The 26036-nt window shown below is 74.9% G+C and carries 8 protein-coding genes; 7 read left to right on the top strand and 1 reads right to left on the bottom strand.

Annotated features, from left to right (window positions below; genetic code table 11):
- The first annotated feature begins 16 nt into the window (after positions 1–16).
- The 7 genes from E1300_RS21795 to E1300_RS21765 all read left to right on the top strand — a co-directional run bounded on the left by E1300_RS21795 (position 17) and on the right by E1300_RS21765 (position 24994).
- A complete protein-coding gene (locus E1300_RS21795; protein ID WP_131758883.1) occupies positions 17–1540 on the top strand; it encodes an amino acid adenylation domain-containing protein in 1524 nt (507 codons plus the stop codon).
- A 488-nt stretch (positions 1541–2028) separates the two neighbouring features.
- Positions 2029–11625, top strand: coding sequence for a non-ribosomal peptide synthetase (locus E1300_RS21790; protein ID WP_131758882.1), 9597 nt, complete (start codon positions 2029–2031; stop codon positions 11623–11625).
- On the top strand, positions 11622–19376 hold the full coding sequence (locus E1300_RS21785) for a non-ribosomal peptide synthetase (protein ID WP_131758881.1): 7755 nt from the start codon (positions 11622–11624) through the stop codon (positions 19374–19376). The genes E1300_RS21790 and E1300_RS21785 overlap by 4 nt, the downstream gene beginning before the upstream one ends.
- Positions 19373–23359: a non-ribosomal peptide synthetase gene (locus tag E1300_RS21780; protein WP_242619309.1), complete on the top strand. Its 3987-nt coding sequence runs from the start codon at positions 19373–19375 to the stop codon at positions 23357–23359. Before E1300_RS21785 ends, E1300_RS21780 begins: the two co-directional genes overlap by 4 nt.
- Positions 23360–23401: 42 nt before the next feature.
- A complete protein-coding gene (locus E1300_RS21775; RefSeq protein WP_131758879.1) occupies positions 23402–23611 on the top strand; it encodes an MbtH family protein in 210 nt (69 codons plus the stop codon).
- The gene (locus E1300_RS21770) at positions 23604–24260 is read left to right on the top strand and encodes a GNAT family N-acetyltransferase (RefSeq protein WP_242619308.1); all 657 of its coding nucleotides are present in this window, start codon (positions 23604–23606) and stop codon (positions 24258–24260) included. The genes E1300_RS21775 and E1300_RS21770 overlap by 8 nt, the downstream gene beginning before the upstream one ends.
- Entirely contained in the window at positions 24257–24994 is a 738-nt protein-coding gene (locus tag E1300_RS21765) for a thioesterase II family protein (RefSeq protein ID WP_207399884.1), read from the top strand. The genes E1300_RS21770 and E1300_RS21765 overlap by 4 nt, the downstream gene beginning before the upstream one ends.
- Before the next feature lie 85 nt (positions 24995–25079).
- Here the strand turns inward: E1300_RS21765 and E1300_RS21760 are convergent.
- On the bottom strand, positions 25080–26036 hold a 957-nt coding region (locus E1300_RS21760; protein ID WP_131758878.1), incomplete at its 5' end, for a S1 family peptidase.

The raw sequence follows: 26036 nt of genomic DNA, 5'->3' as shown, positions 1-26036 counted from the left end.
ATCACGGAGAGTAATAATGATCTCTGGCGGATCCGCCCTGGACCGGCTGCTGCCCCTGGACGGCCTTCCCGCGCTCGCGGTCCCGGCGGACGAGGCCGGGCGGGCGCGCGAGCTGGCCGTCCGGCACGGGATGCTGCGCGAGCGGGACCTCGATCTGGCGGATCCGGTCATCACCCGGGTCGAGCGGTTCGCGGCCGAGCGGGACCGGCCCGCGGTGACCGACCGGGACCGGTCGCTGTCGTACGGCGAGCTGGCCGCGGAGGCGCGCCGGATCGCCGCGCTGCTGGAGCGGGAGGGCGTGCGGCCGGGGACGGTCGTCGGCGTCGGCGGCGGGCGCAGCGCCGCCGTGGTCGCGGCGTTCCTGGCGATCGAGCTGGTCGGCGCCCTGTACGTGCCCGCGGACGAGACGTGGCCCGCGGGACGGGTCCGCGACGTCCTCGGCCAGGCCGGGGCCGGGGTGCTGCTGCTGGTGGACCGGGGGGAGCCGGCGCCGGCGCTGCTGGAGGGGGCCGCGGAGGCGGGGTGCCGCGTGGTGCCGGTCGCCGGCGCGGACGGCCTGGAGCCGTGGCGGGGCGCGCCGCGCCTCGCGTCGCTCGACCGGCCCCGCTACGTCCTGTTCACCTCGGGGTCGACGGGCCGCCCGAAGGGCGCGGTCGTCGAGCACCAGGGGATGGTCAACCACCTGTGGGCCAAGATCATCGACCTGGGGCTGACCGGCGACGACGTGGTGGCGCAGACGGCGCCGCTCGGCTTCGACATCTCGGTGTGGCAGATGCTGTGCCCGCTGCTCGTCGGCGGGCGCGTGGACGTGATCGGGGACGAGGTCGGCCACGATCCGGCGGCGTTCGCGCGGGCGGTCGACGAACAGGGGATCACGATCGTCGAGCTCGTCCCGACCATGGTCAGGCACCTGCTGGACGATCTCGGGGAGGCCCCGGCGGGCTCGCTGGGCGGGCTCCGCTGGATGATCGCCACCGGTGAGGAGCTGCCCGCCGAGCTGTCGCGGCGCTGGCTGGAGGCCATGCCGCACGCCCGGCTGCTGAACGCCTACGGGCCCACCGAGTGCTCCGACGACGTCACGCACCACACGGTGACCGCCGGGGACCTGGAGCTGCTGCGGCTGCCGATCGGGACGCCCGTCGTCAACGCGCGCCTGTACGTGCTGCGCGCGCCCGAGGACGGCGCGGACGAGGGCTGGACCGCCTGCGACGTGGGGGAGACGGGGGAGCTGTTCGTCGGCGGCGTGGTCGTCGGGCGCGGCTACCTGGGCGACGACGAGCGGACGCGGGAGGCGTTCTACCGGGACCCGTTCGGCGAGTCCCCGACCGGGCGGCTCTACCGGACGGGCGACGCGGTGCGGCTGCTGCCGGCCGGGGCGGGCGGCGAGGACCGGCCGACGCTCCAGTACCTCGGACGGGTGGACCGGCAGGTCAAGATCTCGGGCGTCCGGATGGAGCTGGGCGAGATCGAGGCGGTGTTGCAGCGGCATCCGGCGGTGCGGGCCGCGGCGGTGGTCGTGCACGAGTACCCCGCCGGGTGACGCCGGCGGCCGGCCGCGGCGCCGCGACGAGGACGTGTGACGCAGCGTGATCGGGTTGGGCGGATCGCGTTGCCAACCTTTGTCACTGGGTGAGCGTCGAGCGGCGGAGCGTGCCCCCTTGCGCCCGGGAGTTTTGTCACTCCTGTGAGCAATTAGCGGGGTCAAGTTCTACTTTCGAGGGGATTGCGAGCCATGTGACAGGCTGGTTAACTGTGCTCCCGCTACTCCTGAGTAGGGCGTAGGTCGAGGGGGCGGGGTCCGGTCGAGGGCGGAAAGCGGCGCCGCTCTGTGTCACTGGGGCCACGGCGCGTCCGTCTCCCGGGGGATCACGCGGCCGCGTCCGCGTTCCCGGCGGGAACTCGGGGAAAGGGGACGGGGACAACCGATCGATTCGTGGTCAATTCCTTCTGGATTTCTGCCCGCCGGCGCCTTCCCGGCACCGATGCCGAGCACTGAAGCAACCCCTTCGACCGGGAAAGTACCGCTTGATGTCGTCCACTGAGCACGTTCCCCTTTCGGCCGCGCAGCAGAGCGTCTGGTACGCGCAGCAGCTGGCCCCGGAAACGCCGATCCACATCGCGCTGTACATCGAGATCGAGGGGCCGGTCGACCACGAGCTGTTCGACCGGGTCGCGCGCATCGCCGCGCACGAGGGCGAGTCGCTGCATGTCCGCTTCGTCGAGCGGGACGGCGTCCCCTTCCAGGTGCTGAACCCGGATCCGAAGGCCACGATCCCGCTCGTCGACCTGAGCGGGGAGCCGGACCCGCGCGCCGCCGCGCGCGCCTGGGTGAAGGAGCGGATGGCCGAGCCGCTGCCGCTGGACTCCGACCCGCTGTGGCGGACGGCGCTGCTGCGGCTCGGGCCCGACCTGCACTGGTGGTTCATCCGCGTCCACCACGCGCTCCAGGACGGCTTCTGCGGGCCGCTGGTGAGCCACCGCGCCGCCGAGATCTACACGACGCTCGCGAACGGCGGCGAGTACGAGCCGAAGATGCACGGCTCGTACCGGAGGCTGCTCGCGGAGGAGGCCGCGTACCGGGAGTCGGAGAAGTTCGAGCGGGACCGCGCCTACTGGACGGAGCGGTTCGCCGACCGGCCGGTCGCGGTCAGCCTGGCGGACGAGATGGCCCCGCCGGCCGCGGACTACCTGAGCCGGATCACGGTGATCCCGGCGGAGGAGAGCGCCGCGCTGGCGGCGGGGGCGCGGCGGCTGCGCACCGCGGCGCCGGGCCTGGCGCTCGCGGCGACGGCCGCGTACGTGGCGCGGATGACCGGCACCGAGGACGTCATCCTGGGCCTCGCCGTCACCGGGAGGGCGACGCGGTTGGCGCTGGAGACGCCGGCGATGCTGTCGTCGGTGATGCCGCTGCGCGTCACGGTCCGCCCGGACATGACCGTGGACGAGCTGGTGCGGACGGTGACGCGGGCGACCGCGCGGGCGCTGCGGCACCAGCGCTACCGGCGCGAGGACCTGCTGCGCGACCTGAAGCTGCTCGGCGAGCAGCGGCGGCTGTACGGCCCGGTCATCAACATCATGGCGTTCGACTACCGGCTGGACTTCGCCGGCACGCCCGGGCGGATGCACGCCATCACCACCGGGCCGGTCGAGGACCTGTCGATCAACATCTACGACAACCTCGACGGCGCCGGGACGCGGATCGACTTCGAGGCGAACCCCGCCCTCTACACCGAGGGGGAGGTCGCCGCGCACCAGGAGCGCTACGTCCGGCTGCTGCGGACGCTCGGCGAGGTGGACCCGTCGACGCCGATCGGCGACGTGGAGCTGCTGGACGAGGAGGAGCGCGCGCTCGTCCTGGACCGTTGGAACGCGACGGACCTGCCCGTCGAGCCTGCCGTCGTCGCGGACCTGTTCGAGGCGCAGGCCGCCCGCACCCCGGACGCCCGCGCGGTCGTCCACCGCGGCGAGGCGCTGACGTACCGGGAGCTGAACGAGCGCGCCAACCGGCTGGCGCACCTGCTGATCGCGCGGGGCGTCGGGCCGGAGGACCTCGTCGCGCTCGCGCTGCCGCGGAACGCCGACCTGGTGGTGGCGGCGCTGGCGGTGCTGAAGGCCGGCGCGGCGTACCTGCCGGTCGACCTGGCCTACCCGCCGGACCGGCTCGCGTTCATGCTGGCGGACGCGGCGCCCGCCTGCGCCATCACGACCGCGGGCGCGGACCTGCCCGGCGCGACGCCGCGCGTCCTGCTGGACGAGGTGGACCTGAGCGGCCACCCCGACCGGAACCCGGCCGACGCCGACCGCGTCCGGCCGCTGCACCCGGGGAACGCGGCCTACGTCATCTACACGTCGGGTTCGACGGGCCGCCCCAAGGGCGTCGTCATCTCCCAGGCCAACGTCGTGGACTTCTGCGCCGAGTCCGTCGCCGGGTGGGGCGCGGAGCGGATGGCGCGCGTCCTGTTCTCGACGTCGCTGAACTTCGACGTGTCGGTGTTCGAGTGGCTGGTGCCGCTCACCCTCGGCGGCGAGATCGAGGTCGTCCGCGACCTGCTGGAGGTCGCCGAGCGCGGCGGCTGGTCCGGGACGCTGGTCAGCGGCGTCCCGTCCGCCGTCGCGGTGCTGCTGGCGCGCGGCGGCCTGCGCCTCGACGTGGGCGACGTGGCGCTCGGCGGCGAGGCGCTGCCGCCGCGGCTCGTCCGGGACATCCGGGCGCTGCTGCCGGACGCGCGGATCTCCAACATCTACGGCCCCACCGAAGCGACGATCTTCGTGACGGGCTGGTACGACGACGGCAACGCCGAGGGCGTCGCGCCGATCGGCCGCCCGATGGCCAACACCCGCGCGTACGTGCTGGACGCCCGGCTGAGGCCGGTGCCCGTCGGCGTGCCCGGCGAGCTGTACGTCACCGGGGACGGCCTGGCCCGCGGCTACCTGAACCGGCCGGGCCTCAGCGCCGACCGGTTCGTGGCGTGCCCGTTCGGGCGGCCGGGCGCCCGGATGTACCGCACCGGCGACCTCGTCCGCTGGAACGCGGCGGGGAACATCGAGTACCTGGGCCGGCTGGACCACCAGGTGAAGGTCCGCGGGTTCCGCATCGAGCTGGGCGAGATCGAGGCCGCGCTCGCTGCGCACCCCGAGGTGACGCAGAGCGTCGTCGTCGCGCGCGAGGACGCGGCGGGCGACACCGTCCTCGTCGGCTACACCGTCGGCGGCCGCGACCCGGCGGCGCTCCGCGCGTTCGTGGCGCGGACGCTGCCCGACTACATGGTGCCCCTCGCGGTCGTCGTGCTGGACGCGATGCCGCTCACCCCGAACGGCAAGCTCGACCGCGCCGCGCTGCCCGCGCCCGACTTCGCCGCGTCCGCGGGGAGCCGGGGGCCGCGCGACGCCCGCGAGGAGATCCTCTGCGGGATCTTCGCGGACGTGCTCGGCGTCGAGCGCGTCGGCGTGGACGACGGGTTCTTCGACCACGGCGGCGACTCCCTCAAGGCCACCCGGGTCGTGTCCCGGGCCCGCGCCGCGCTCGGCGTGGAACTGCCCGTCCGGGCGCTGTTCGAGACGCCGACGGTCGCCGGGCTCGCCGCGTACATCGCCGCCGCCTCCGCGGAGCCGGTGCGCCCCGCGCTGGTGCCGGCCGACCCGCGCCCCGACCCGCTGCCGGTGTCGCACGCGCAGGAGCGGCTCTGGTTCCTGAACCGGCTCGAAGGGCCGACGGCCACCTACAACCTGCCGATCCCGCTGCGCCTCACCGGCGCCCTCGACGAGGACGCGATGCGCGCGGCGCTCCGCGACGTCGTCGCCCGGCACGAGCCGCTGCGGACGCTGTTCGGCGACGCCGACGGCGAGCCCTGCCAGATCATTCTCGGCGTGGACGAGGCCGAGCCCGTCCTGACCACAGGCGAGATCGTCGGCGACCCGCTCGCGGCGCTGTTCGCGGACGCCACCCGCGGGTTCGACCTGGCGAAGGAGCCGCCGCTCCGCGCCCACCTGTACCGCCTCGCCCCGGACGAGCACCTGCTGCTGATCGTCCTGCACCACATCGCGGGGGACGGCTGGTCGATGGCGCCGCTCGCCCGCGACCTCATCACCGCCTACCTGGCCCGCCGCGACGGCGCGGCGCCCGCGTGGGCGCCGCCGCCCGTCCAGTACGCCGACTACGCCGTGTGGCAGCGGGAGCTGCTCGGCTCCGAGGACGACCCGGACAGCCTCGCCGCCCGCCAGCTCGCCCACTGGAGGGACGCGCTCGCCGGGCTGCCCGCCGAGATCGCGCTGCCCGCCGACCGGCCGCGCCCCGAGCGGGCGTCCTACCGCGGCGGCCAGGTCGCCTTCGCGGTCCCCGCGGACGTCGCCGAGGGGCTGCGGACGCTGGCCCGCGACCACCAGGTCAGCGTGTTCATGGTGCTCCAGGCCGCGCTCGCGGCCCTGCTCACCCGGCTCGGCGCCGGCACCGACGTCCCGATCGGCTCGCCCGTCGCCGGGCGCACCGACGCGGCCCTCGACGACCTCGTCGGCGTGTTCGTCAACACGCTCGTGCTGCGCACCGACACCTCCGGCGACCCGGCGTTCGCCGAGCTGCTCGCCCGCGTCCGGGAGACCGACCTCGCCGCCTACGCGCACCAGGACGTCCCGTTCGAGCGGCTCGTCGAGGTGCTCAACCCGGTCCGGTCGCTGGCCCGGCACCCGCTGTTCCAGGTCATGCTGACCCTCCAGAACAACCCCGAGGCGTCCGTCGAGCTGCCCGGCCTGAACGTCGCCGTCGAGCCGGTCGACCCGGGCGTCGCCAAGTTCGACCTGGAGTTCCTGCTGGAGGACTCCCGCACCGAGCCGGGCGCCCTCGCCGGGACGCTGGAGTACGCGCTCGACCTGTTCGACCGCGGCACCGCCGAGCGGCTCGCCGGCTGGTTCCGGGACGTCCTGGAGGCCGCCGTCGCGACCGGCGGCGCCGTGACCGTCGAGGGCCTCGACCTGCCCGGCGCCGAGGAGCGCCGCGCCGCCGCCCTCGCCCCGGCGCCGCTTCCGGCGCCCGCTCCGGCGGAGGCCGGACCCGGCGTGAAGCGGCTCGTCGCCTACGTCGTCGCCGCGCCCGGCGAGACCGTGGACCCCGAGGAGCTCCGCGCCCACGTCCGGGAGAGCCTGCCCGAGGCGATGGTGCCCGCCGCCGTCGTCGTCCTGGACGCGCTGCCCCTCACCCCGAACGGCAAGGTCGACACCAAGGCGCTGCCGAGGCCCGAGCTCGCGCCCGCCGCCGGGACCGCCTACCGCGCCCCCGCCGGGCCGCGGGAGGAGGCCGTCGCGGCCGTGTTCGCCGGGCTGCTCGGCGTGGACCGCGTCGGCGCCGACGACGACTTCTTCGCGCTCGGCGGCAACTCGCTCATCGCCATGCGGGTCGTCGGCCGCGTCCGCCGCGCGCTCGGCGTGGAGCTGCCCGTCCGCGCGCTGTTCGAGGCGCCGACCGTCGCGGGCCTCGCCGCGCGGCTGGACGGGCTGCTCGACGGGCCCGGCGGCGAGCCGGACCGGCCCGCGCTGGAGCGGCGCGAGCGGCCCGCCGTGGTGCCGCCGTCGTACGCGCAGCAGCGGCTGTGGTTCCTCAACCGGTTCGAGGGGCCGTCCGCCACCTACAACATGCCCGCCGCGATCCGCATCCGCGGCGCCCTGGACGTGGCCGCGCTCCGCGCCGCGATCGGCGACCTCGTCGAGCGGCACGAGACGCTCCGCACGGTCCTGCCCGACAGCGGCGGCGTGCCCCGCCAGCTCGTCCTGGACGCGGCCGCCGCCCGCCCCGAACTGGAGATCACCGAGACGGGCGAGGCGGAGCTGCCGATGCGGCTCGCGATGGCCGCGGGCTACGCCTTCGACATCTCCGCCGAGCCGCCGCTGCGCGCCCACCTGTTCCGCGTCGGCCCCGAGGAGCACGTCGCGCTGCTGCTCATGCACCACGTCGGCGGCGACGGCTGGTCGATGGCGCCGCTCGCCCGCGACCTCATCACCGCCTACGCGGCCCGTGCCGAGGGGCGGGAGCCGGACTGGGCGCCGCTGCCCGTCCAGTACGCCGACTACACGCTCTGGCAGCAGGAGCTCCTCGGCTCCGAGGACGACCCGGACAGCCTGGTCTACCGGCAGATCGCGTACTGGCGGGACGCCCTCGCCGGGCTGCCCGAGGAGCTGCCGATCCCCGCCGACCGGCCCCGCCCGGAGCAGGCGACCTACCGCGGCGCGACGGCCCGGTTCCGGCTGGGCACGGACGTCCGAGACCGGCTGCTCGGCCTCGCCCGCGACACCGGCGCCAGCGCGTTCATGGTCGCGCAGGCCGCGTTCGCCGCCCTGCTGACGCGGCTCGGGGCGGGCACGGACGTGCCGATCGGCTCGCCGATCGCGGGCCGGACCGACGAGGCCCTGGACGACCTCGTCGGCATGTTCGTCAACATGCTCGTGTTCCGCACCGACACCTCCGGCGACCCGTCGTTCCGCGACCTGGTCGCGCGGGTCAAGGAGACCGACCTCGCCGCCTACGCGCACCAGGACGTCCCGTTCGAGCGGCTCGTCGAGGTCCTCAACCCGCCGCGGCACCTCGGCCGCCACCCGCTGTTCCAGATCGGGCTGACGTTCCAGAACAATCCCGAGGCGCGGCTGGAGCTGCCCGGGTTCAGCGCCGTGCTGGAGCCGCTGCACGCCGGCGTGTCCCGGTTCGACCTGCTGATGATCCTCACCGAGCGGCCCGACGGCTTCGACGGCGAGCTGGAGTACGCGCTCGACCGCTACGACCCGGCGACCGCCGAGCGCCTCATCGCCCGCTTCGAGCGGTACCTGTCCGCGCTGCTCGCCGACCCGGACGCGCCGATCGGCGCCGCCGACGTCCTCGCCGCCGAGGAGCGCGCCGCGATCCTCGGCCACTGGGCGGGCAGGCGCGCCGAGCCGGTGGAGCGGGCGACGATCCCGGCACTGTTCGAGGCGCAGGCGGCGGCGTCCCCGGATGCGCTCGCGGTCACGTTCGAGGGCGTGTCGTGGACGTATGGCGAGGTGAACGCGCGGGCGAATCGGCTGGCGCGTCATCTGGTGGATCGGGGTGTCGGCCCGGAGCAGTTCGTCGCCTTGGCACTGCCGCGTTCGGCTGACCTGGTCGTGGCGATTCTGGCGGTGTTGAAGGCGGGCGCGGCTTATGTGCCGATCGACCCTGACTATCCGGCCGATCGCATCGCCTACATGGTCGAGGACGCCAAGCCCGTGTTGACCCTGGGCCCGGACGACCTCGACGCGGCGGGCTACGCCGACACCGACCTGGGCGTGGAGATCTCGCCCGACCATCCGGCGTACGTCATCTACACGTCGGGCTCGACCGGCCGTCCCAAGGGCGTGGTGATCCCGCATCAGAACGTCGTGCGGCTGCTGCGCTCGACGGAGCAGTGGTTCGACTTCGGGCCGGACGACGTCTGGACGCTGTTCCACTCCTACGCCTTCGACTTCACCGTGTGGGAGCTGTGGGGCTCCCTCCTGTACGGCGGGCGCCTCGTGGTCGTCCCGTACCTGACCTCGCGCTCGCCGGAGGAGTTCCTGCGGCTGCTGGAGGCGGAGCGGGTCACCGTCCTGAACCAGACGCCGTCGGCGTTCTACCAGCTCATGGCCGCCGACCGGGAGAACCCGGGCGCCGATCTGGCGCTGCGGTACGTGGTGTTCGGCGGCGAGGCGCTGGAGCTGGGCCGCCTGGAGGACTGGTACTCCCGGCACGCCGAGAACGCCCCGACCCTGGTCAACATGTACGGGATCACCGAGACCACGGTGCACGTCTCGTACATCGCGCTGGACCGGGCCACAGCGGCGACCGCGTCCGGCAGCGTCATCGGAACGGGTATCCCTGACCTGCGCGTCTACGTCCTGGACGGGCGGCTCCAGCCGGTTCCGCCGGGCGTGACGGGCGAGCTGTACGTGGCGGGCGCGGGCCTGGCGCGCGGCTACCTCAACCGGCCGGGCCTGTCCGCCGAGCGGTTCGTGGCCGACCCCTACGGCGAGCCCGGCACCCGCATGTACCGGACGGGCGACGTCGGGCGGTGGCTGGACGACGGCCGCCTCGAATACCTCGGCCGCAGCGACCAGCAGGTGCAGCTGCGCGGGTTCCGGATCGAGCCGGGCGAGATCGAGGCCGTCCTCGCGCGGCACGAGGCCGTCAGGGACGTGGCCGTCGTGGTCCGCGACGGGCGCCTCGTCGCCTACGTGGCGGGCGAGGGCACCGACTCGGTGATCGACTCGGCCGAGCTGCGCCGGTTCGCGGGTGCGGAACTGCCCGACCACATGGTCCCCGCGGTGGTCGTCGAGCTGGAGGCGCTCCCGCTCACGGTCAACGGCAAGCTCGACCGCGCGGCGCTGCCCGACCCCGGCCTGTCGGCGAAGGTGTCGTCCCGCGCGCCCCGCACCGCGCAGGAGGAGATCCTCGCCGGGCTGGTCGCGGAGGTCCTGAACCTGGAGCGGGTCGGGATCGACGACGGGTTCTTCGACCTCGGCGGCGACTCGATCATCGCGATCCAGCTCGTGTCGCGGGCCCGCCGGTCCGGGCTCGTCATCACGCCGCGCGAGGTGTTCCAGCACCAGACCGTGGAGGAGCTGGCCGCCGTCGCGCGGCCCGCGGGCGAGGACGAGCGGATCGAGGCCGAGCCGCCCGGCGCGGGCGTCGGGCCGGTCCCGGTCACCCCGATCGTGGCGTGGCTGCGCGACCGGGTCGGCGGCGACGCGTCGCTGATCGCCGGGTTCCACCAGTCGATGCTGCTCCGCACGCCCCCGGACCTCGGCGCGGACCGGCTGGCCGCCGCGCTCCAGACCCTCCTGGACCACCACGACGTCCTCCGCCTGCGGCTGGACGTCGAGGACGGCGCCTGGCAGCCGGTCGTCCGGCCGCCCGGCGCGGTGGACGCCGCCCCGCTCGTGACCCGCGTGGACACCGGCGGCATGGACCCCGACAAGCTCGCCGCCGTCGTCGCCGAGCAGGCCGCCGCCGCCCGCGACCGCCTGGACCCGGTGGCCGGGACGGTGGCGCAGCTCGTCTGGTTCGACGCGGGCCGCGACCAGGGCCGGCTGCTCGTCGTCCTGCACCACCTCGTCGTGGACGGCGTGTCGTGGCGGTTCCTCCTCCCGGACCTCGTCACCGCGTGGGCCGGGGGAGAGCTGGAGCCCGTGCCGACCTCGTTCCGCCGCTGGGCGCAGCGCCTCACCACCGCGGTCCCGGACGCGGACGAGCTGGAGGACTGGCTCGACATCGCCGACGGCCCCGACCAGCGGCTCGCCGCCCGCCCGCTCGACCCGCGCGCCGACATCGCGGCCCGCGCCCGGTCGCTGTCGGTCGAGCTGCCCGCCGACGTCACCGGGCCGCTGCTCACCGACGTCCCGGCGGCGTTCCACGGCCGCGCCAACGACGTGCTGCTCACCGGCCTCGCGCTCGCCGTCGCGCAGTGGCGGCGGCACCGCGGCGGCCGCGGCACCGGCGTGCTCGTCGACCTGGAGGGGCACGGCCGCGACGACACCGTGCCAGGCGCGGACCTGTCGCGCACCGCGGGCTGGTTCACCACGATCCACCCCGTCCGCGTCGACGCCGGGGCCGCCGACTGGGCCGAGGTGCGGTCCGGCGGCCCCGCCGCGGGCGCCGCGCTGAAGAACGTGAAGGAGCAGCTCAGGGCCGTCCCGCCCGGCACCGGGTACGGGCTGCTGCGGTACTGCGGCGGGGACCCGGACGGGGAGCTCGCCGAGCTCCCGCCCGCGCAGATCGCCTTCAACTACCTGGGCCGGATCGCGCCCGGCGCGGAGGGCTCCGACTGGAGCGTCGCGCCGGAGGAGCCGCTCCCCGGCGAGGACCCCCGGATGCCGGCCGCGCACGTCCTGGAGGTCAACGCCGTCACCCGGGACCTGCCCGGCGGGCCCGTGCTGTCCGCGACCTGGACGTGGCCCGGCGGGCTGCTCGACGAGGACGCGGTGCGGGAGCTGGCGGACGCCTGGGCCGACGCGCTGCGCGGCCTCGTCGCGCACGTCGCCGCGGCCGCGGACGACGGCGCGGCGGCCGGCGGGTTCACTCCGTCCGACCTGCTCGTCGACCTGGACCAGAACGAGATCGACAAGCTGCAGAGCGCGTGGAGGAACCAGCATTGAACCGCGGTGACCTTGAGGACATCCTGCCGCTGTCGCCGCTGCAGCAGGGCTTCTTCTTCCACGCGCTGTTCGACGCGGACGACACCGACGTCTACACGGCGCAGCTCGTCCTCGACCTGGAGGGGCCGCTCGACGCCGCCGCGCTGCGGACCGCCGCGGGCACGCTGCTGCGCCGGCACTCCAACCTGCGCGCCGCGTTCTGGCACGAGGACCTGTCGCGGCCGGTCCAGGTCGTTCCGCGGACGGTGGACCTGCCGTGGGAGGAGGTCGACGCGGCCGGCGACGCCGAGGCCGACGCCGTCGTCGCGCGGGAGCGGGCGCGCGGCTTCGACATGACGGCGCCGCCGCTGCTGCGGTTCGTCCTGGTGCGCCGGGGCGCCGACAGGCACCGCCTCGTCCTCACCAACCACCACATCCTGCTGGACGGCTGGTCCACGCCGATCCTCGCGACCGAGTTGTTCCTGCTGTACGTGCAGGGCGGCCACGACACCGGGTTCCCGCGCGTCACCCCGTACAAGAACTACCTGGCGTGGCTCGCGAAGCAGGACCGCGCCGCCGCCGAGGAGGCGTGGCGGAGCGCCCTCTCCGGCGTCGGCGAGCCGAGCCTCGTCGCGCCGGAGGCGGCGGGCCGCCCGCCCGCGCGGCCCGAGCGGACCGCCGCCGAGCTCGACGAGCGCACCACCCGGCGCCTCACCCGCGCGGCCCGGCGACACGGCGTCACGCTCAGCACCGTGCTCCAGGGCGCGTGGGGCCTCGTCCTCGGCCGGCTGCTCGGCTCGCAGGACGTGGTGTTCGGCTCGACCGTCTCCGGGCGGCCACCGGAGCTGCCCGGCATCGAGCAGATGATCGGGCTGTTCATCAACACGCTGCCGGTCCGCGTCCGGTACCGGCGGGACGAGCCGCTGTCCGCGCTGATGGAGCGGCTCCAGGAGGAGCAGACCGCGCTGCTGCCGCACCACCACCTCGGCCTCACCGACATCCAGCGGATCGCCGGGCACGGCGGCGCGCTGTTCGACACCATGACGGTGCTGGAGAACTACCCGTTCGACCCGTCCTCGATGGACGGGTCGCTCAACGGCGTCCGCATCGCCGCCGCCGACTCCTACGACGCGACGCACTTCCCGCTGTCGTTCGTCGCCGTCCCCGACGACCGGCTGTCGCTGCGCCTGCACTACCGCCCCGACGTCTACGAGCGCGAGGTAGTCGAGGCGCTGCTCACCAGAGTCCGGCTCTTCCTGGAGGCGTTCGCCGAGGACTCGTCCCAGGCCATCGGCGCCGTCGCCCTCGCCACCGAGGACGAGCGGCTCCGGCTCGCGGCCTGGAACGACACCGCCGCGGACCTCCCGTCCGGGACCGTGCCGGAGGTGTTCGAGGCGCAGGCCGCCCGCACCCCGGACGACGTCGCGCTCGTCTGCGGCACCGAACGGCTCACCTACGCCGAGCTGAACGCGCGCGCCAACCGGCTGGCGCACGAGCTGATCGCGCGCGGCGTCGGCTCCGAGGACCGCGTCGCGCTGGTCCTGCCGCGCACGCCCGCGATCGTCGTCGCGATCCTCGGCGTGCTGAAGGCCGGTGCCGCGTACGTCCCGATCGATCCCGAGTACCCCGACGACCGCATCGCCTACATGCTGGACGACTGCCGTCCCGCGCTGACCCTCACCCCGGAGACGTTCACCGACCTGGAGGAGGACGCCGCCGGACGGCCCGCCTCCGACCCGGCGGACGCCGACCGCGTTCGGCCGCTGAGCCGGGACAACGCCGCCTACGTCATCTACACCTCCGGCTCGACCGGACGCCCCAAGGGCGTGAGCGTCCCGCACCTCGGCGTCCTCAACTACTACGAGGCGCACCGCGACGCGTTCATGGACCCGGCGGTCGCCGAGGCGGGCGGGCGCCGCCTCCGGTTCGCGCACCTCGCGTCCTTCTCGTTCGACACGTCGTGGATGGGCCTGCTCTGGATGGTCCACGGCCACGAACTGCACCTCATCGACGACCGCACGCGCCGCGACGTCGAGGCCTACACCGCCTACGTCGCCCGGGAGCGGATCGACCTCGTCAACACGACGCCGTCCCATTTCCAGGCGCTCCGCGAGGCGGGCCTGCTCGACGGCGACGGCCGGCACCGCCCCGCGCAGATCCTCCTCGGCGGCGAGGCGATCGGCGACGTCCTGTGGGACGAGCTGCGCGCCCTGCCCGCGGGCCTCACCGCCCGCAACTTCTACGGGCCGACCGAGGCGACCGTCGACACGCTGAACCAGGTCGTCGCCCGCAGCGAGCGGCCCTCGATCGGCGCCCCCTACCGCAACACCCGCGCGTACGTGCTGGACACCGCGCTCCAGCCCGTCCCGCCCGGCGTCCCCGGCGAGCTGTACCTGGCGGGCGCGCAGCTCGCCCGCGGCTACTTCGAGCGGCCCGCGCTGACCGCCGAGCGGTTCGTCGCCGACCCGTTCGGCGCGCCCGGCGACCGCATGTACCGCACCGGGGACCTCGCCCGGTGGCGCCCGGACGGCACCGTCGAGTACCTCGGCCGCGCCGACGACCAGGTCAAGATCCGCGGCTTCCGCGTCGAGCCCGGCGAGATCGAGGACGTGCTGCGCGGCTTCGACGGCGTCGCCCAGGTTGCCGTCGCCGTCCGCGAGGACCGGCCCGGCGACCGGCGCCTCGCCGCCTACGTCGTCCCCGCCGCCGGGACCGCCGGCGAGCTCGACCTCGCCGCGCTGCGCCGGTTCGCCGCCGCGCGCCTGCCCGACTACATGGTCCCGTCGTTCACCGCCCTGGACGCGCTGCCGCTGACGGTCAACGGGAAGCTGGACCGGTCCGCGCTGCCCGCCCCCGACGCCCCCGTCGTCACCGAAGGCCGCGCGCCGCGCACGCCCCAGGAGGAGATCCTCTGCGGGCTGTTCGCCGAGGTCCTCGGCGTGCCGAGGGTCGGCGTGGACGACGGGTTCTTCGACCTCGGCGGCGACTCGCTCACCGCGACCCGCCTGGTCAGCCGCGTCCGCTCCGCGCTCGGCGCCGAGCTGCCCGTCCGCGCGCTATTCGAGGCACCGACCGTCGCGGGCCTCGCAGCCCGTCTCGGTGAGGCGGTGGGGACGGCGCGCCCGCCGCTCGTCCCGGCCGAGCGCCCCGGCGTGGTCCCGCTGTCGTACGCGCAGCAGCGGCTGTGGTTCCTCAACCGGTTCGAGGGCGCCTCCGCCACCTTCCTCATGCCGGTCGCGCTCCGGCTGTCCGGCGCGATCGACCGGGACGCGCTGCGCGGCGCGCTCGCCGACATCACCGCCCGGCACGAGCCGCTCCGCACGATCTTCCCGGACGGCTCCGGCACCCCCCGGCAGCTCGTCCTCGACCCCGCCGACGCCCGCCCCCGCCTCGACGTCGTCGAGACGGACGAGGCGCGGCTGCCCGCCGCGCTGGCCGCCGCCGTCGGGCGCGGCTTCGACCTGTCGGTCGAGCCGCCGCTGCGGGCCCTGCTGTTCGGCCTCGGCGGCGGCGAGCACGTCCTCCTGCTCGTCCTGCACCACATCGCCGCGGACGGCTGGTCGATGGCGCCGCTCGCCCGCGACGTCCTGCTCGCCTACGCGGCGCGCGCCGAGGGGCGGGAGCCGCGGTGGGCGCCGCTGCCCGTCCAGTACGCCGACTACACGCTCTGGCAGCGCGAGCTGTTCGGCTCCGAGGACGACCCGGACAGCCTGGTCTCGCAGCAGATCGCGTACTGGCGGGACGCCCTCGCCGGGCTGCCCGAGGAACTGCCCCTCCCGGCGGACCGCCCGCGTCCCGCCGAGGCGTCCTACCGGGGCGGCACCCACGCCTTCACCCTGGACGCCGACGTGCACGCCGGGCTCCTCGCCCTGGCGCGCGAGAGCGGCGCGAGCCTCTTCATGGTCATGCAGGCCGCGTACGCGGCGCTGCTGACGCGGCTCGGGGCGGGCACGGACGTGCCGATCGGCTCGCCGATCGCGGGCCGGACCGACGAGGCCCTGGACGACCTCGTCGGCATGTTCGTCAACATGCTCGTGCTGCGCACCGACACCTCCGGCGACCCGTCCTTCCGCGACCTGGTCGCGCGGGTCAAGGAGACCGACCTCGCCGCCTACGCGCACCAGGACCTGCCGTTCGAGCGGCTCGTCGAGGTCCTCAACCCGGCCCGGTCGATGGCGCGGCACCCGCTGTTCCAGGTCGTCCTGTCGTTCCAGAACAACCCCGAGGCGACGCTCGAACTCGACGGCCTGACGGGCGGCGCCGAGCCCCTCCCGTCCACCGCCGCCAAGTACGACCTGTCGCTGTACCTGGAGGAGCGGCACGGCGGCGACGGCGCCCCCGCCGGGATCGAGGCCGCCCTGGAGTACGCGCTCGACCTCTTCGACCCGGCCACCGCGGAGTCGATCGCGGCGCGCTTCGACCGGCTCGTCCGCGAGCTGGTCGCGGCACCGGACGCGCCGATCGGCGCCGCGGAAATCCTGGAACGCGCCGAGCGCCGCACGATCCTCCGCAAGTGGGCGGGCGGGCGCGCCGAGCCGGTGGAGCGGGCGACGATCCCGGCGCTGTTCGAGGCGCGGGCGGCGGCGTCCCCGGATGCGCTCGCGGTCACGTTCGAGGGCGTGTCCTGGACGTATGGCGAGGTGAACGCGCGGGCGAATCGGCTGGCGCGTCATCTGGTGGATCGGGGTGTCGGCCCGGAGCAGTTCGTCGCCTTGGCACTGCCGCGTTCGGCTGACCTCGTGGTCGCGATCCTGGCGGTGTTGAAGGCGGGCGCGGCTTATGTGCCGATCGACCCGGATTATCCGGCCGATCGCATCGCCTACATGGTGGAGGATGCCAAGCCCGTCCTGACCCTCGGCCCGGACGATCTCGACGCGGCGGGCTACGCCGACACCGACCTGGGCGTGGAGATCTCGCCCGACCATCCGGCCTACGTCATCTACACGTCCGGCTCGACCGGACGTCCCAAGGGCGTGGTGATCCCGCACCAGAACGTCGTGCGGCTGCTGCGCTCGACGGAGCAGTGGTTCGACTTCGGCCCGGACGACGTCTGGACGCTGTTCCACTCCTACGCGTTCGACTTCTCGGTCTGGGAGCTGTGGGGGCCGCTGCTGTACGGCGGGCGCCTGGTCGTCGTCCCGTACCTGACCTCGCGGTCGCCGGAGGACTTCCTGGCGCTGCTGGCGTCCGAGCGCGTCACCGTGCTCAACCAGACGCCGTCGGCGTTCTACCAGCTCATGGCCGCCGACAAGGCCAGTCCGGGAACCGATCTGGCGCTGCGGTACGTGGTGTTCGGCGGCGAGGCGCTGGAGCTGGGACGCCTGGAGGACTGGTACTCCCGGCATCCCGAGAACGCCCCGACGCTCGTCAACATGTACGGGATCACCGAGACCACGGTCCACGTCTCGTACATCGCGCTCGACCGGGCCTACGCCGCCACGGCGCCCGGCAGCTTGATCGGCACCGGCATCCCTGACCTGCGCGTCTACGTCCTGGACGGGCGGCTCCAGCCGGTCCCGCCGGGCGTGACGGGCGAGCTGTACGTGGCGGGCGCGGGCCTGGCCCGGGGTTACCTGAACCGGCACGCGCTGACCGCCGAGCGGTTCGTGGCCGACCCCTACGGCGAGCCCGGCACTCGCATGTACCGCACCGGCGACCTCGGCCGCTGGCGCCGCGACGGCACGCTCGAATACCTCGGGCGCGCCGACCAGCAGGTGCAGCTGCGCGGGTTCCGCATCGAGCCGGGCGAGATCGAGGCCGTCCTCGCGCGGCACGAGGCCGTCGAGGACGTCGTCGTGGTCGTCCGCGACGAGAAGCTGATCGCCTACGTGGCCGGCACCGGCACCGATATCGACTCCGCCGGGCTGCGCCGGTTCGCGGGCGCGGAGCTGCCCGGCCACATGGTCCCGGCCGCCGTCGTGGCGCTGGACGCCCTGCCGCTGACCGCCAACGGCAAGCTCGACCGCGCGGCGCTGCCCGCCCCGGACTTCGGTGCCGCGGTGTCCTCGCGGGCGCCCCGGACGGCCGCGGAGGAGACCCTCGCCGGGCTGTTCGCCGAGGTCCTCAACCTGGACCGGGTCGGGATCGACGACGGGTTCTTCGACCTCGGCGGCGACTCGATCATCGCGATCCAGCTCGTGTCGCGGGCGCGCCAGTCCGGCCTGCTGGTCTCGCCGCGCGAGGTGTTCCAGCACCAGACGGTCGCGGAGCTGGCCGCCGTCGCGCGGCCCGCCGCCGAGGGCGAGCGGGTCGAGGCGGAGGCGCCCGGCGCGGGCATCGGCCGGGTCCCGGCCACGCCGATCATGCGCTGGTTCCAGGACCTCCACGGGCCGACCCGCGACTACAGCCAGCGGATGCTGCTCCAGGTCCCGCCCGGGCTCGGCGTGGACCGGCTCACCGCCGCGCTCCAGACCGTCCTGGACCACCACGACATGCTGCGGCTCCGCGTCACCGGCACTGACGATCCGGGCGGCGCCGACTTCGAGGTCGCGGAGCGGGGCGCCGTGGACGCCGCGCCGCTCGTCCGCCGGGTGGACGTGGCCGGGCTCGACGGCGAGGCGCTACGCGGGGTCCTGCGCGAAGAGGCCCTCGCCGCCCGCCGCGGCCTCGACCCCGAGGCCGGGCGGATGGCGCGGCTCGTCTGGTTCGACGCCGGTCCGGACGCGCCGGGACGGCTCCTGCTCACCCTCCACCACCTCGTCGTGGACGGCGTGTCGTGGCGGATCCTCCTGCCCGACCTCGTCACCGCCTGGGCCGGCGGAGAGCTGGAGCCCGTCCCGACCTCGTTCCGCCGCTGGGCGCAGCGCCTCGCCGCCGAGGCGTCCGACCCCGCCCGCACGGCGGAGCTGCCGCTGTGGGAGGACGTCCTCGCCACGCCGGACCCGCTCCTCGGGACGCGCCCGCTCGACCCGTCCGCCGACACGTTCGGGACGGCCCGGCACCTCACCGTGGACCTGCCCGCGGACGTCACGGCGCCGCTGCTGACCGACGTGCCCGCCGCGTTCCACGGCCGCGTGAACGACGTGCTGCTCACCGGCCTCGCGCTGGCCGCCGCCGAGTGGCGGCGCGAGCGCGGCGTGTCCGACGAGACGGCCGTCCTCATCGACCTGGAGGGGCACGGCCGCGAGGAGGTCGTGCCGGGCGTGGACCTGTCGCGCACGGCCGGCTGGTTCACCTCGATCTTCCCGGTGCGGCTCGACGCCGGCTGGGTGGAGCCCGCCGACGTCCGGGAGGGCGGCCAGGCCGTCGGCACCGCGCTGAAGCGGGTCAAGGAGCAGCTCCGCGAGATCCCCGACAACGGGATCGGATACGGCCTGCTCCGCCACCTGAACCCGGTCACGGGCGAGCGCCTGGGCGGCCGCCCGGACCCGCAGATCGCGTTCAACTACCTCGGCCGCTCGGCCGCCGACGAGGCCGCCGACTGGGGCCCGGCCGGGCAGGCCGAGGCCGCGGCGCTCGGCGGCGGGCAGGACGACGCGCTCGGCCTCGTCCACGCCGTCGAGGTGAACGCGCACACCCGCGACCTGCCCGGCGGCCCCGAGCTGTCGGCGACGTGGACGTGGGCCGGGGGCCTGCTCGACGAGGCGGCGGTGCGCGACCTCGCGGACCGCTGGTTCGCGGCGCTGCGCGGGCTCGTCGCGCACGTCGTGGACGGGGCCGCGGACGGCCCGGTCGGCGGGTTCACCCCGTCCGACCTGTCGCTGGTGGACGTCAGCCAGGACGAGATCGACGAGCTGGCCGCCGAGCTGGACGGCGAATGGGAGCCGGAGTGACGACGAAGTCTCAGCTGGAGGACATCCTCCCGCTGTCCCCGTTGCAGCAGGGACTGTTCTTCCACGCGCTGTACGACTCGGGGCACGACGTCTACACCGCGCAGATCGTGTTCGACCTGCGCGGCCCCCTCGACGCGGACGCGCTGCGGGCCGCGGCGGCGACGCTGCTGCGGCGGCACGCCAACCTGCGGGCCGGGTTCCGGCAGCGCAAGGAGGGCACGCCGGTCCAGGTCGTCCACCGCCAGGTGCGGCTGCCGTGGGAGAACGCCGACCTGTCCGGCCTCGGCGAGGCGGAGCGGGAGGCGGAGGCGCGCGCGCTGGCCGAGCGCGAGCGGGCCCGCCCGTTCGACATGGCGAAGCCGCCGCTGCTGCGCTTCCTGCTGATCCGGCTCGCCGACGACCTGCACCGGATGGTGTTCACCAACCACCACATCCTGCTGGACGGCTGGTCCACGCCCGTCCTCCAGACGGAGCTGTTCGCGCTCTACCTGGCCAAGGGCGACGACACCGGGATGCCCCGCGTCACCCCGTACAAGAACTATCTGGCGTGGCTCGCCCAGCAGGACCGTTCCGCCGCCGAGGAGGCATGGCGGCGCGCCCTGGACGGCGTGCACGAGCCCACGCTCGTCGCGCCCGGAGCGTCCGAGCCTGGCACGGAACCGCCTGGACGGGTGCGGCGCCAGTTGAGCGAAGACCTCACGGCGGCGCTCGGCGCGCGCGCACGCGCCCAAGGCGTCACGCTCAACACCGTCTTGCAGCTCGCGTGGGGCATGCTCGTCGGCGGCCTCACCGGCGGCACGGACGTCGTGTTCGGTGCCGCGGTGTCCGGCCGCCCGCCGGAGCTGCCCGGCGTCGAGCAGATGATCGGCCTGTTCATCAACACGCTGCCGGTCCGCGTCCGGGTGCGGCCGGGCGACACCGTCGCGCAGGCGCTGACCCGCCTCCAGGCCGAGCAGGCCGCGCTGATGGCCCACCACCACCTCGGCCTCGCCGACATCCAGCGGCTCGCCGGGACCGGGACGCTGTTCGACACCATGACCGTCCTGGAGAACTACCCGTTCGACCCCGACGCGGCGGGCACCTCCCTCGGCGGCCTGTCCCTCCACGACGCCGGCGGCTACGACGCCACCCACTACCCGCTGTCGCTCGCGGCCGTGCCGGGCCGGGGCCTGTCGCTGCGGCTCGACCACCGGAGCGACCTGTACTCCGCGGACGACGCCGAACGGATCATGGGGCGGCTCGTCCGGATCCTGGAGGCCGTCGCGCACCGCCCCGACCTGCCGCTCGGCCGGGTCGGCACGCTCGACGAGGCCGAGCGCGACCTCGTCCTGCGCGCCTGGCAGGGCCCGGCGACGCCGCGGACGCCCGGCACCGTCACCGCGCGTTTCGCCGAGCAGCGCGACCGCACGCCGGACGCCGCCGCCGTCCGCGCGCTGGGCGAACCCTCCGCGGAATCGACGTTCACCGAACTGACCTATGCGGAGCTGGACGCCCGCGCCAACCGGCTCGCGCACCGGCTGGCCGCGCTCGGCGTCGGCCGCGAGACGCCCGTCGCCGTCCTGCTCGAACGGTCCGCCGCGACGGTCGTCGCGACCCTGGCGATCATCAAGGCGGGCGGCGCGTGCGCGCCGATCCACCACGCCTACCCGCGCGAGCGGATGGAATGGGCCGTCGCCGAGGTGGGCGCGCCCGTCCTGCTCACCGACACCGCGATGCGCGACCGGGTCGCCGGACTGGACACCGCCGCGCACCTCCTGGTGCTGGACGACGACCCGGAGACGGACGCGCAGCCGTCCACCGATCCGGGAGTGGCCTGCGACCCCGACCAGCTCGCCTTCGTGCTGTTCACGTCCGGCTCCACGGGCGTGCCGAAGGGCGTCATGCTCCGCCACCGGGACGCGGTCGGCCTCGCCACCGACGGCGGGCTGCGCGGCGCCCACGAGCGCGTCCTCGTCCACTCGCCGCACGCGTTCGACGCCTCGATCTACGAGATCTGGACGCCGCTGCTCAACGGCGGCACCGCCGTCGTCGCGCCGCCCGGCCACCTGGACGGCGCCGCCCTCGACGCCGCCATCGCCGCCGGGGACGTCACCGGCCTGTTCATCACCACGACGCTGTTCAACCTCGTCGCCGACGAGCGGCCGCGCGCGTTCGCGCGGCTCCGCGAGGTCCTCACCGGCGGGGAGGCGGGCTCGCCGGCCGCGATGCGTAAGGTCCTCGCGGCCTGCCCGGACACCGGAGTCGGCCACGTCTACGGCCCCACCGAGGCCACCACCTACACCACTCACGCGGCGCAGCGAGCCCGGCTCGCCGACCCGGTCGAGACGGTCCCCGTCCTGGGCCGTCCCATGGAGGACCGGCAGGTTTACGTGCTGGACGCGGCGCTGCGGCCCGTCCCGCCGGGCGTCGTCGGCGAGGCGTACATCGCCGGGTCCGGGCTCGGCCGCGGCTACCTGCGGCGGCCCGGCCTCACCGCCGAGCGGTTCGTCGCCGACCCGTTCGGGCCGCCCGGCGGGCGCATGTACCGCACGGGCGACCTGATGCGGTGGCGGCCGGACGGCACGCTGGAGTACGTCGACCGCGCCGACGGGCAGGTCAAGGTCCGCGGGTTCCGGATCGAGCTGGGGGAGATCGAGGCCGTGCTCGCCTCGCATCCGTCCGTCGCCAACGTCGCCGTGCTCGCCCGCGAGGACGCGCCGGGCGCCAAGAGCCTGGTCGCCTACGTCATCCCCCAGGGCTCCGCGTCGGCACAGGCCCTGGTCCCGGGCGCCCCGACCCCGGCGACCGCCGACCGGAGCGCGGGCCTGGAAGGGCTCAAGCGGTACGCCGCGGAGCGGCTCCCCGGCTACATGGTGCCCGCCGCGTTCGTCCGCCTCGACACCTTCCCGGTCGGGCCCAACGGCAAGCTCGACCGGCGCGCCCTGCCCGCCCCCGACTACGCCGAGGCGGCGGCGGGCCGCGACCCCGCGACCCCGGAGGAGGAGCGGATCTGCGGGATCCTCGCCGAGGTCCTCGGCCTGGACCGGGTCGGCGCCGACGTCAGCTTCTTCGACCTCGGCGGCGACAGCATCGCCGCGCTCCGCGTCGTCACGCGCGCGCGGCAGGCGGGCGTCGAGCTCACCCCGCGCGACGTGTTCACCCACCAGACCGCCGAGGCCCTCGCCCGCGCCGGCGACCCCGAGGACCGGCTCGGCTTCGAGGTGCTGCTCCCGATCCGCGCGTCCGGGACCCGGCCGCCGCTCTTCCTCGTCCACCCTGCGGGCGGCCTCGCCTGGAGCTACCTCCAGTTCCAGCGGCACCTCGGCCCCGACCAGCCGGTGTACGGGCTCCAGGCCACCGGGTTCACCCGCCCCGAGCTGCCCGGCTCCGTCGAGGACATGGCCGAGGAGTACGTGCGGCAGATCCGGACCGTCCAGCCGTCCGGCCCCTACCATCTCGGCGGCTGGTCCCTCGGCGGGCTCGTCGCCTACGAGATGGCGGTGCGGCTCCAGGCGGCCGGCGAGGAGATCGGGCTGCTCGCGCTGATCGACGCCTACCACGGCCAGGACCTGGAGTCGGAGAAGCGCGAGATCCTGCCCGAGCTGCTGGAGAGCATCGGCGTCGACGCGAGGATGGTCGCCGAGGACGGCAACCCCGACATGGAGCAGATCATGGCGGTGCTGGCCGAGCGCGAGGACGCCCTCGCCACCCTCGGCGAGGACGACCTCGTCAACGTCTACCGCAACTACGAGAACGGCCTGCACTGCGCCGAGCGGTACCGGCCCGGCCCGTTCCGCGGCGACATCGTCTTCTTCACCGCGCTCCGGGACCGGACGCCCGAGTCGCCGACCGGCCCGTCCAACTGGGGGCCGCTCGTGGACGGCGGGATCGAGGACTACCCCCTCGACGCCGAGCACCACCTCCTCATGGAGCCAGGCACGGCCGCCGAGATGGGCGCCGTGCTCGCCGCCAAGCTCGACAAGCTGCGCACCGCCGAGGGCTGACCCGCACGACCCGCCCGCCGACTCCCCGTTGAAAGGAATGCCATGACCAACCCCTTCGAGGACCCCGAGGGCACCTACGTCGTCCTGACCAACGACGAGGGCCAGCACTCGCTGTGGCCGTCATTCGCCGAGGTGCCCGCCGGGTGGACGGTCGCCAAGGCCGAGGACACCCGGCAGGCCTGCCTGGACTACATCGAGGAGAACTGGACCGACATGCGGCCGAAGAGCCTCATCGAGGCGATGGGTGGCTGACGGGCCGCGCCCCGGCGGGACCGGCCACCGGGAGGTGCCCGCGGTCACCGAGTGGACGATGGAGATGCTCCACGCGTCCGACCTGCGGCCCGCGCCGCCGCCGGACACCGAGATGGCCTTCACCCAGGCCCGGGTGCCGTCCGCCGACCTCAACCGCGCCCTGTACGCGGCGGTCGGCGCGCCCGTCTGCTGGACCGACCGGTTCGCGTGGACGCACGCCGACTGGCGGGCCTGGGTGGAGCGGCCGGAGCTGAGCACCTGGCTCGCGATGGCCGAGGGCACGGTCGCGGGCTTCTTCGAGCTGGAGGCCCAGCCGGGCGGCGACACCGAGGTCCACCTCGTCGGGCTCACGCCCGCGTTCGTCGGCCGCGGCTACGGCGGCCACCTCGTCGAGCAGTGCGCCCGCCGCGCGTGGCGGCGCGGGGAGCTGTGGGCGCCCGGGACGGGCCCCGCGACGCGGGTGTGGCTGCGCACCAGCACCCTCGACCACCCGAACGCGATGGCGAACTACCGGCGGCGGGGCTTTAAGGTGGCCGCGGAGACCACCGCGTCCAAGCTCGTCCCGGACCCCCGGCTCGCGCCGTGGCCGCTGCCGCACGACCCGCGCGTGGCCTCCCGCCGGCACGAGCAGGAGGAGTTGATCACGTGAGCTGGTTCCGTTGCCCGGAGACGCGCCCCTGGGCGTCGATGCGGCTGTTCTGCCTGCCGCACGCGGGCGGGTCCGCGGTCTTCTACCGGCCGTGGGCCAAGGAGATCAGCCCGGCCGTCGAGGTGCACGCCGTCCAGTACCCGGGCCGGGCCGACCGGATGGCGGACGCGTTCGTCACCGACGCGCACCAGCTCGCCCGGCTCGTCGCCGGGGCGATGGCGCCGCTGCTGGACCGCCCCGCCGCGCTGTTCGGGCACAGCATGGGCGCCGTCCTCGCCTACGAGGTGGCGCGGCTGCTCCAGGAGCGGGGGAGCGCCCCGGTGCACGTGTTCGCCTCCGGCGCCCGCGCGCCGCACGACCGCGGCGACGAGCGGGTCGCCGAGCGCGACGACGACGGCGTGGTCGAGGAGATGCTCAAGCTCGGCGGCACCGACGCCGAGGTGCTCCAGGACCCGGAGCTGCGCGAGCTCGTCCTGCCGTACGTGCGCAACGACTTCGCGCTGATCGAGGGCTACGCCCACCGGCCCGGCGCCCGGCTGTCGGTCCCGGTCACGGCGATCATCGGGGACGCCGACCCGCACGTCACCGAGGAGCAGGCCGCGCGCTGGGGCGAGCTGACCGACGGCCGGTTCGCGCTGAAGGCCCTGCCCGGCGACCACTTCTACCTCGTCGAGCGGCAGCGCGAGGTCATCGCCGAGGTCCTCCGCACCCTCGAAGTCCCCGCCGCCTACTGAGGCGCGTCCTCTCGCGGGACGCGGAACCCCCGCCCTCGGACGGGCCGAGGACGGGGGCCGTGCTCGCGCGGAGCGCTCTCCCGATCTAGTAGACCGAGACGCCGTAGCGGCTGAGCGCCTCGGTGACCGGCTGGAAGTACGTCGTGCCGCCGGAGCTGCAGTTGCCGCTGCCGCCCGAGGTCAGCCCGATCGCGGTGGACCCGGAGAACAGCGAGCCGCCGCTGTCGCCCGGCTCGGCGCAGACCGTCGTCCTGATCAGGCCGCTGACCGACCCCTCGGCGTAGTTCACCGTCTGGTTGAGGGCGGTGACCTGGCCGCCGTGCACGCCGGTGGTGCTGCCGCTGCGCTGCACGCTCATGCCGACGGTCGCGTTCCCGGCGCCGGTGATGTCGCGGGTGCCGCCGCTGTACAGGCTGACGGAGCCCTGCGTGTCGGTCGGCGTCGAGCTGTACCGGACGATGCCGTAGTCGTTGCCGGGGAAGCTCGTCCCGTACCTGGTGCCGAGCAGCTGGGTGCGGCTGGAGTTGGCGTACCAGCTCGACCCGATGTTGGTGCAGTGCCCGGCCGTCAGGAAGTAGTACGTGCTCCCGCTCCTGACGTTGAAGCCGAGCGAGCAGCGGGCGCTGCCGGTGTAGATCGCCTCGCCGCCGCGGGTGAACAGGCGGAACGCGCCCGCGACCCGCTCGGTGCGGACCGCGGCGCCCTGCTTGGCCGCCGCCGCCTTCACCTTGGCGAGCTTCGCGCCGGTGACCGTGCTGTCCATGGACAGGACGACCTTGTTCGCGGCCGGGTCCACGGCCCACGCGGTGCCGGGGACGGTCGCGTCGCGCTTGAGCGCGGCCATGACCTTCGCCAGGTCCTTGCCGCTGCGCGTGACGGTGGCCGCCTCGGCGCCGGCCGCGCGCACGGCCCGCGCCGCGCTCGCGTCGGTGACCGCGACCTTGAGCCGGCCGGTGGACTGGTCGATCCACGATCCGGCGGTGCGGGAGCCGAGCTGCTTGGCGAGCGCCGCCGCGGTGTCGCCGAGCGAGACCGCGGAGGG

The sequence above is a fragment of the Actinomadura fibrosa genome (assembly GCF_900659615.1).
Classification (GTDB): Bacteria; Actinomycetota; Actinomycetes; order Streptosporangiales; family Streptosporangiaceae; genus Spirillospora; species Spirillospora fibrosa.
The sequence above is the reverse complement of the archived record's forward strand: the minus strand, read 5'-3'. Positions and strand labels throughout refer to the sequence as shown.